Genomic DNA, 7594 nt, shown 5'->3' with positions numbered 1-7594 from the left:
CTGGATCAGCTGCTGCCACTGTTCGGCGTTGGCGGGGCCGAGCAGGCCCACCACTTCGCTGTGGGTTCTGACGTCGCTGTGAGCTGGTGTGGCCAAGGCCGGCAGCTGATGCAGTCCGTCGATGTGGCTTGCTCCAGGCCTACCGCCGTTGGCGTCGTCCACGATCAACAGCTGGATGTCGTCTGGATCACCCCAGTGCCACTGCAGGCTTGTGTTGGCTGCTTGTTGTTCCGCCCATGCCATCCATTGCGGGAGCTGCTCCGGGTGGATGCGCTGCGATGTCACGGCCAGGGGATGCAACGGAAGGGTGCGGATCGTCACATCGGTGACCACGCCCAGAAACGCCGCGGCGCCACAGAGGCCGCGCCAGGCGCGGCGTTGCTCCGGTTCGCTCTTCAGGGTCGGCCGCTCGATGGCAAAGCGGCTTCCATTTCCCCAGACACCTCTGATCTGAAGCAGTTGATCGATCGCGAGTCCGTGCTGTCGACTCAGCGGACCCATGCCACCGGTCAGCACGTAGCCCAGACCAGGGGCACCGGAGAGCCCCGCTGACATGGTGCGCTTGCTGCGGGCCAGAGCCTCCAGCACGTCGGCCATGGTGCACCCCGCTCCAATCGTCACGTTGGTGTGATCCGACGACAGGTCCAACGTCTGAAAGTGCGGTTGGAGGTCGAGACACCACTGACCTGCTCGGGCGGAGGATGACGTGGTGCCACCGCTGCAGATCCGGATCGGCCGTCGTCGGGTCCAGTGGCTGATGCAGCTCGCCAGGGAGGCGTCATCCGGAGCCAGAACACCGGCGATGGCGGCATCTGCCGCCTGGGCGTTGAACAGTTTTCGCATCTCTTCTCAGCACCCGTCCCAACGAATAGGGTCAGGCCTGTGCAGTGAATAACGCAACGTTTTGGGTGATTTCAATGCGCGATCGTCCAATGAACGACTGGGTGTTCTGATTTGCGGCCACGGCAGCCGCAATCGACTGGCGGTTGAGGAGTTCGCTCAGATGGTGGAGGCGTTACGGCCTCGACTGGCTCCCCTTCCGGTGGAACACGGTTATCTCGAGTTCGCTCGACCCGTGTTGCGGGATGGACTGGAGGCCCTGAGGGCCCAGGGAGTCGATCGGATCCTGGCCATTCCAGCGATGTTGTTCGCTGCCGGGCATGCCAAGAACGACATCCCGTCCGTCCTGAATACCTACACAGCCGAAACCGGCTTGCCGATTGATTACGGCCGGGAACTTGGCGTTGATCGGCTGATGGTGGCTGCGGCCGGTGCCCGGATTCAGGACGCCCTGGACGGTGCCGATGCAACGGTTCCACTCTCCGAAACGTTGCTTGTGGTCGTCGGTCGGGGTTCATCGGATCCCGATGCCAACTCCAATGTGGCCAAGGTGACCCGCATGCTGGTGGAGGGCTTTGGCTTCGGCTGGGGCGAAACGGTGTACTCCGGAGTCACCTTCCCCTTGGTGGAGCCAGGCCTCCGCCATGTCGTTCGCCTGGGCTTTCGGCGCGTGGTGGTCGCTCCATATTTCCTGTTCTCAGGGGTGTTGGTGAGTCGGATTCGTCAACACACCGAGCGTGTGGCGGTGGATCATCCCGATGTTGAGTTCCTCTCAGCCGGGTATCTGGGTGATCACCCCAAGGTGGTGGAGACCTTCAAGGAGCGTGTTGATGAAGTGATTCGCGGCGATACCGCGATGAATTGCTCCCTGTGTAAGTACAGGGCTCAGGTGCTCGGCTTCGAACAGGACGTTGGCCGTGCCCAGGAGAGTCACCACCACCATGTGGAAGGTTTGGCGGAGAGCTGCACGCTCTGTGAGCTGGAGTGCACGGGAGCCTGCCAACCCGATGGCATCCCCATCCCCATGCATCAACACGGGGATCACGCCCATGGAAGCCATAACCACAGTGACCACGACCACGGCGAGCATGGTCATCACCATCCTCTGTATCCCCACGCGGATCATCCGCTGGGCCCCCGCACCCTGGGCTCTACAGATTCCCTTCCCACACCTTGAGAGATACCTGTGAATTGGGTGGCGGTCGCTACGGGATCTCACCCACGACGTGATGGATTTCTGATTGATCAGGTTTTCTGATCTGTGGGGAACTCCGCAGGTTTTGCCACGTTTTCCACAGCTTTGGGCGATTGATTCCACAGGCTGAACGTCGGATCGCCTTGTTTGGTCGGCTCGTTGTGGGGAAGCGACTGGCCGTCCTGGATTGGTTGACAAGGTCCCCAAGATCATTATTCGGCCGATCTTCAGTCCAACTTGAATCGCTCAAACCCTTGCAAGAGCTTGATTCTCATCTCGTCTCAGCCGACTTTGGCCTCTGAAGATCGTTTTTGACGGGAGCCATCGTGATGTGGCTTTCTTGGGTGACCAAAGACGGACGGACATGCCCGCGGATCGGAACCACTTAGAGCGATGCCATCACATCGGTTCCGGATTGAGCTCTGTTCAGAGTGGATCCACGTACGTGAGCATGGAGGCTGAGATTCCTGAAGTGCTGTATCGCGGGATGAGGGATTTCATCGGTTCGAACCCCAACTGGGATCAGTACCGCGTGATGAGCTCCGCACTGGCCCATTTCCTCTTCCAGAACGGCTGTGAAGACCGCGCCGTGACCGAGCGCTACCTGGACGATCTGTTCATTCAGCCCGAGAGCTGATCAGGGCCTGGCAGGCACGACGGGTGATGGCCATCATCGTCAGCGTTGGACTCTGCCAAGCGGATGTGGGCCAGCAGGCACCATCCACCACCAGAACGTTGGGGCAGCGCCAGAGGCGGTTGAACGGATCGACAACGCTGGTGTCGGCACTGTCTCCCATCGGAGCGCCGCCGACTTCATGGATGTAGTAGCCCGGCGGTGGGGCTGACTCAGACAGCGCAACGGCACCATTCAGCATCGGCTCCACCAACGGCAGGCGAAACAGATCCTTGATCGGCAAGGCCTGGGCTCCGGCGGCATCGATGCACGCCAGCATGGTTTGGCGCATGTGCCGCACCATGGCCTGTTCATTGGCTCGCCAGCGGCAAGCAATGTGGGGGATGGAGATCCCCCAGCGATCGCATTTTCGGCTCAGGCTCACCCGGTTCGCTGGATTGGGCAGCACTTCCCCGTGGCCGATCAGGAAGCCCGTTGTGGTGTTGCTGTTTCGCTTGAGCCACCCGGGAGGATCAAAGCGGCCGATTCCGCCCCATAGGCCATAGCCACCGCTGAAATCAACATCCTTGAGGCGTCGGCCGAAGGGCAGAAAAAAGCTCCCCGCCCCGGACAATGCCGGTTGCGGTGTGTCCGACGCACCGGGCATCGCAAAGAACTGGGCGGTGGACACGTGATCCATCAAGCGTTGTCCCAGTTGCCCGGAGCCCTCGCTCAAGCCATGTCGTGTGGAGCGCAACAGCACAGCAACGCTCTGAATGGTGGAGCCGCAGAGCACCACATGGGCGGCCTTCAGGGTTTTGCGTGAGCCATTGGACTGATCAACGGCGACCACGCCGTCGGCATGGTCGCCGTTGGCGGCCATCAGCAGATGTTCAACCTTGTGATCGCTGAGGATGTCCACCCGTCCACTGGCGAGTGCCTGCTTGAGGGAACTGCCGCGGCTGCTCGAACGTGGCCAGGGTCCATCCTGACGTTGGTGGGGGGCGAAGCCCCGCGAGTGAATCACGCGGTGACCCAGCTGTTGATTGACGCGATCGGCAAAGCGTTGTTCCGCAGCCGTGAAGGGCAGAGGGCTTCTGCTGACCCCATCGGGGAGATGGCAGAGCTGATCGTGGTCACCATTCACCCCCAGAAACGTTTCCAAGGCCTCGTAGTGGGGTGTGAGTTCCCGTGATCCGATCGGCCAGCGCTGCCCTCCGGCGTCGCCGTCGATCCCATCAAAATCCTCATCGGACAAGCGCAGGGTGATGCCACCCCAGGTGAGGCTGCGGCCACCAACCTGTTGACCTTGGGTCCACAGAAACGGTTGATCGTCGGGGTGGTCGTAGGGATGGAGGCGTTCATCGACGTACAGCTCAGGGTTGTTCTTCCAGTACCCCGGATGTTGTGCCTGGCGTTGATGGCGTCCGCTGTTAATGCCACGCAGCCGCCCGAAGGCCTTGGCGATCTCCCCTGGAAACGACTGTTTTGGCGTCATCATCCGACCGGCCTCGATCACCAGGACCCGGCAACCGCCGTCGCTGAGGGTCATGGCGGCTACGCCGCCCGTGGCTCCAGAGCCAACAACAATGACGTCCCAGGACGCGTTCGTGGCGATCGATGCTTCCTTCATTTCTGCATAGTCTCAGAGATCCGTAACACTTGTTTCGAGTGGGCCCATCAGACTGATGACAGGACTTGTTGATGGGTGGATTTTGAAACGACTGCGTGGCGTGTTGTTCAGCTGTTTGGTTGGTTTGCTGTTGTTTTGCAGTGCACAACCCTCTGCCGCATGCATTGAAGGTTTGGCTTGGGGGATGAGCCTTGATCAAGTCACCGCCCATCTTGGTGAGACACAGTTCACCGGGGATAGCCAGCGTCTGCGTTACACCGCACGCGATGTGACGTTGGACCAAATTCCGGTGTCTCAGGTGACCTTTGACCTCGACCAGGGCGCTGGGCTGCGCTCATTGGCCTATGAGTTCAATGTGGATGACATGACCGAAGTGCTGGCCAGCCTGCGTGCACGCCATGGTCAGCCGGTGACCACCAGCATTGAAGACAACCATCACACCCAACAGTTGTGGGTGTGGAACACCGGCGACGATCTCATCACCGCGGTGAAGCGTGATACGGCGAATCAACAACAGTTTTTGATCTCTTATCGCCCGAGTCGATTGCGCCCGGAGATGCTCTGATCAACTGTGAACGGGATCATTGCTTGGTCTGATTTCAGAGACTGAAACAGATTTAATGAACAATAAAAAAGGGGCTCAATGAGCCCCTTTTTTATTCTGATTTGGTGGCGGGGGGGAGATTTGAACTCCCGACCTTCGGGTTATGAGCCCGACGAGCTACCAGACTGCTCTACCCCGCGACGACCCAATAACTATACAGGTTGGTGTCGCCGAGCACACTGGGCTTCTAGGTGTTTTGACGCAGGTTGCCACTCACCTCGAGCTTGACGCCGTCATGGACGACCAGCACCTGTTGTTCAAGCTCATCGAGGCTTGTCGGGGTGAGCCATTCCAGCTCGCGCAACAGGTGTAATGCCACCGCTTGTTTGGCCCGGCGAGCGCCGTCTTCCACCTTGATGGCAACGCCGAGGCCCTCGCCGATTCGACTCAGGCACTGGATGCCTTCGGCGCCCCCTTTGCTCAACACCTGTCCATGGCTGCGTTTCATCAGTTCGGTGTCGAACCGACCGTCACCGGCCACCAGATCAGGGTGGGTCAACATCGCCCGCGAGATCTGTTCCAGTTCCGCATGCCGTGAGGCGCCGAGGTGGGCAAACAGCAGTGCCATCTGGGCCAGCTGCAGCCGCAGGGTCGGAGCGCCGCAGTCATCACGGGCCGCCAGCAGTTCCTGTGGCGGCAAGCCCAGCAGTTCGGCCACGCGGCGTTGGATTTCCTGCTGCAGCGGATGATCGGTTTGCAGGTAGCTCTCCAAAGGCCAGCCCATTTTTCGGCAGGTCGCCAGAAAAGCCGCATGTTTGCCCGAGCAGTTGTGTTGCAGAGGACTGTCTCCCCAATCCGGGGTTGGGCACTGCAACTGGTGACTCTCCAGCTCCGCTTTCCACAGCAGCTTGAAGGCCTCGCGGGCGTGCATCGTGCTGCCGCAGTGCGAGGCCGAGCTGATCGCGAGGCCTCGATCGCCCACATCCATTTGATCAGCGGCCCCGCTGCTCACGAACGGCAGAGCCTGAAACGGTTTTAAGGCTGAGCGAATGAAGGTCTCGTAACCGGCATCACCGGCTGCCATCAACACACGACCGCGGCCATCGCAGACAACGGCATGGACGCGATGGTGGGATTCAGCAATGGAGCCCCGATGCAAGGTCACCGTCAGCGGGGATCCATGGGATCGTCCAGCACTGGTGAAACCGGAGGAGAGAGACATCCCCAGAGGTGATCGGGTGGATCAAAGAGCCTGACAGAGGCCCGCCCCGACGAGCATCAAACCGGCGGACGTGGCCATGGCCCAGCTGAGCCGGCCGAGGATCGGTCGAACTTCATGGCGAGCAATCAGGAGATCTTTCTCCCGCCAGGAGAGTGGCTTCTCCCAGATTTGTCCGTCGTACCAACCGGATTCCTCGTACTCGACCGATTCACTGAGTAGACGCTTCAACACGTAGGTCCAACCCAGCCACTGCCGCACCAACAACAGCAGCGGTAGCACCAGTCCGGCAACGGACCCAGCCAGGGCCAGTCGTACCGGTTCATGGCGCAGGGTCCAGTCGCCGCTGGCTACCAAGACGCAGATCGGGAGCACCAACAACCAACTCAGGGTCAGGGCTCGCGTCAAACCTGTTCCTTCGGGGGTGGGCCAGGAAAAGAACCAAGATCCAGTCAACTGCTGGAATTCCTCCAGCGGTCGCTGCTCAGGGGGAACAGGGCAGGCCACAGCCTCGGCCATCAATGCGCAGTGCCCTTCACTGGGCTGAAGCTAGGTAGCTCCGGCTTTCACCGTGGCTCCAGAACGCCTCGAGGTCGTAATACCCACGTTCTTCAGGCATCAGCACATGCACGATCACTTCGCCGTAATCGAGCAGGGCCCAGCGCCCTTCGTTGATCCCTTCCTTGCGCAGGGGGAGGCGCTGCACTTCGTCCTCGAGTTTGTCTTGGACGGAACGGGCAATGGCCCGGACCTGCACATCGGATTGACCCCCAGCAATCACCAGCCAGTCGGCCAGGCTGGACACCTCATCCACGCGAATCATGCGGATGTCGGTGGCCTTGCGGTCATCGCAGGCATCGGCGGCCAGTGCGGCCAGCTGTTCACTATCCATAGACGTTTTCACTGGTGACAGAGCTACGTGAGCCCTCTTGCTGAGCCATCTCAGCCCGGGCTTTGCTGGCACTCTTGCGCAGCGCCTCCAAGCGATCCTCGTAAAAGCTGCGGCGACGCTTCTTTCGCGTCTGTTCCACCAGTTCCTTCAAGGCCCCACCCAGACTCCGGTAGGCGTTCGGAACGCTGTAGCCGAAACGGCAGGCGAGGTCGATGGCGCGTTCGTCGGCGGAAATGGCGTCTTGCAGCCGTTTCTCAGAATTGTTCTTGAGGTAAAGCCGATAACCGGCAAAGCCTGAAAGGCCCAGGGCCATCATCAGCAGCAGTCCGTCCTGGACCCACAGCTCGCCGATGGCACCACCAAGACCAATGGCCAGGGCTGCCATCTCCCAGCCATCGCGGGGGATGGTGTCGTTCTGGATTCGACCGACCTCATGCCAGAACAGCAGGTTGCGGTGATCCAGCGCCAGCCCATCCCAGCGATCGAGATCAATCTGAATCTCCACTTCATCGCGGCCGATCTCCTCCAGGGTGATCAACGGTGGCTCCACGGCTGCAGCGGATTCCACGAACACCCAGCTCTGCATTTCCGGTGGCAGCAGCCCCTTGAGGCGCTGAAGCTCACTCATCACATCCGAGGACACGTCCACCAACGTTAG

The 7594-nt window shown here is 60.5% G+C and carries 9 protein-coding genes and 1 tRNA gene; 3 read left to right on the top strand and 7 right to left on the bottom strand.

Annotated features, from left to right (window positions below):
* Positions 1 to 843 (bottom strand): FAD-binding protein (locus ACGVKB_RS10130; RefSeq protein ID WP_392351613.1); only part of this gene is annotated, 843 nt, incomplete at its 3' end.
* 61 nt (positions 844 to 904) lie between these two features.
* Between ACGVKB_RS10130 and ACGVKB_RS10125 the strand changes: the two genes are divergently transcribed.
* Both ACGVKB_RS10125 and ACGVKB_RS10120 read left to right on the top strand, forming a co-directional pair.
* Positions 905 to 2017, top strand: coding sequence for a sirohydrochlorin chelatase (locus tag ACGVKB_RS10125; RefSeq protein WP_392351612.1), 1113 nt, complete (start codon positions 905 to 907; stop codon positions 2015 to 2017).
* Between the two features lie 382 nt (positions 2018 to 2399).
* On the top strand, positions 2400 to 2672 hold the full coding sequence (locus ACGVKB_RS10120; RefSeq protein WP_392351611.1) for a DUF2811 domain-containing protein: 273 nt from the start codon (positions 2400 to 2402) through the stop codon (positions 2670 to 2672).
* Here ACGVKB_RS10120 and ACGVKB_RS10115 read toward each other — a convergent pair.
* Complete coding sequence (locus ACGVKB_RS10115; protein WP_392351610.1) at positions 2653 to 4281, bottom strand: GMC oxidoreductase; 1629 nt, start codon at positions 4279 to 4281, stop codon at positions 2653 to 2655. The two genes, ACGVKB_RS10120 and ACGVKB_RS10115, sit on opposite strands and share 20 nt — an antisense overlap.
* Before the next feature lie 55 nt (positions 4282 to 4336).
* On the opposite strand from ACGVKB_RS10115, the gene ACGVKB_RS10110 reads away from it, so the two are divergent.
* On the top strand, positions 4337 to 4846 hold the full coding sequence (locus ACGVKB_RS10110; RefSeq protein WP_392351609.1) for a hypothetical protein: 510 nt from the start codon (positions 4337 to 4339) through the stop codon (positions 4844 to 4846).
* Positions 4847 to 4948: 102 nt separating this feature from the next.
* Here the strand turns inward: ACGVKB_RS10110 and ACGVKB_RS10105 are convergent.
* The 5 genes from ACGVKB_RS10105 to ACGVKB_RS10085 form a co-directional block, all read right to left on the bottom strand.
* Positions 4949 to 5025, bottom strand: a tRNA-Met gene (locus ACGVKB_RS10105).
* A 47-nt stretch (positions 5026 to 5072) separates the two neighbouring features.
* A complete protein-coding gene (locus tag ACGVKB_RS10100) occupies positions 5073 to 6047 on the bottom strand; it encodes an asparaginase (RefSeq protein WP_392351608.1) in 975 nt (324 codons plus the stop codon).
* Positions 6048 to 6068: 21 nt separating this feature from the next.
* The gene (locus tag ACGVKB_RS10095) at positions 6069 to 6563 is read right to left on the bottom strand and encodes a CGLD27 family protein (RefSeq protein ID WP_392351607.1); all 495 of its coding nucleotides are present in this window, start codon (positions 6561 to 6563) and stop codon (positions 6069 to 6071) included.
* Positions 6564 to 6579: 16 nt separating this feature from the next.
* The gene (rsfS, locus tag ACGVKB_RS10090; protein WP_392351606.1) at positions 6580 to 6936 is read right to left on the bottom strand and encodes a ribosome silencing factor; all 357 of its coding nucleotides are present in this window, start codon (positions 6934 to 6936) and stop codon (positions 6580 to 6582) included.
* Positions 6929 to 7564: a DUF3318 domain-containing protein gene (locus tag ACGVKB_RS10085; RefSeq protein ID WP_392351605.1), complete on the bottom strand. Its 636-nt coding sequence runs from the start codon at positions 7562 to 7564 to the stop codon at positions 6929 to 6931. Before ACGVKB_RS10085 ends, rsfS begins: the two co-directional genes overlap by 8 nt.
* Positions 7565 to 7594 lie beyond the last annotated feature (30 nt).

Source organism: Parasynechococcus sp. (assembly GCF_042954325.1).
Taxonomy (GTDB): domain Bacteria; phylum Cyanobacteriota; class Cyanobacteriia; order PCC-6307; family Cyanobiaceae; genus Parasynechococcus.
Note: the sequence above shows the minus strand (reverse complement) of the source record. Positions and strands in the feature narration are given on the sequence as shown.

Excerpts from the sequence above, each read along its gene's own strand:
- ACGVKB_RS10100 (WP_392351608.1), bottom strand. The coding sequence starts at position 6,047 with ATGTCTCTCTCCTCCGGTTTCACCAGTGCTGGACGATCCCATGGATCC.
- rsfS (WP_392351606.1), bottom strand. The coding sequence starts at position 6,936 with ATGGATAGTGAACAGCTGGCCGCACTGGCCGCCGATGCCTGCGATGAC.
- ACGVKB_RS10120 (WP_392351611.1), top strand. The coding sequence starts at position 2,400 with ATGCCCGCGGATCGGAACCACTTAGAGCGATGCCATCACATCGGTTCC.
- ACGVKB_RS10115 (WP_392351610.1), bottom strand. The coding sequence starts at position 4,281 with ATGAAGGAAGCATCGATCGCCACGAACGCGTCCTGGGACGTCATTGTT.
- ACGVKB_RS10095 (WP_392351607.1), bottom strand. The coding sequence starts at position 6,563 with ATGGCCGAGGCTGTGGCCTGCCCTGTTCCCCCTGAGCAGCGACCGCTG.
- ACGVKB_RS10085 (WP_392351605.1), bottom strand. The coding sequence starts at position 7,564 with ATGAGTGAGCTTCAGCGCCTCAAGGGGCTGCTGCCACCGGAAATGCAG.
- ACGVKB_RS10110 (WP_392351609.1), top strand. The coding sequence starts at position 4,337 with ATGACAGGACTTGTTGATGGGTGGATTTTGAAACGACTGCGTGGCGTG.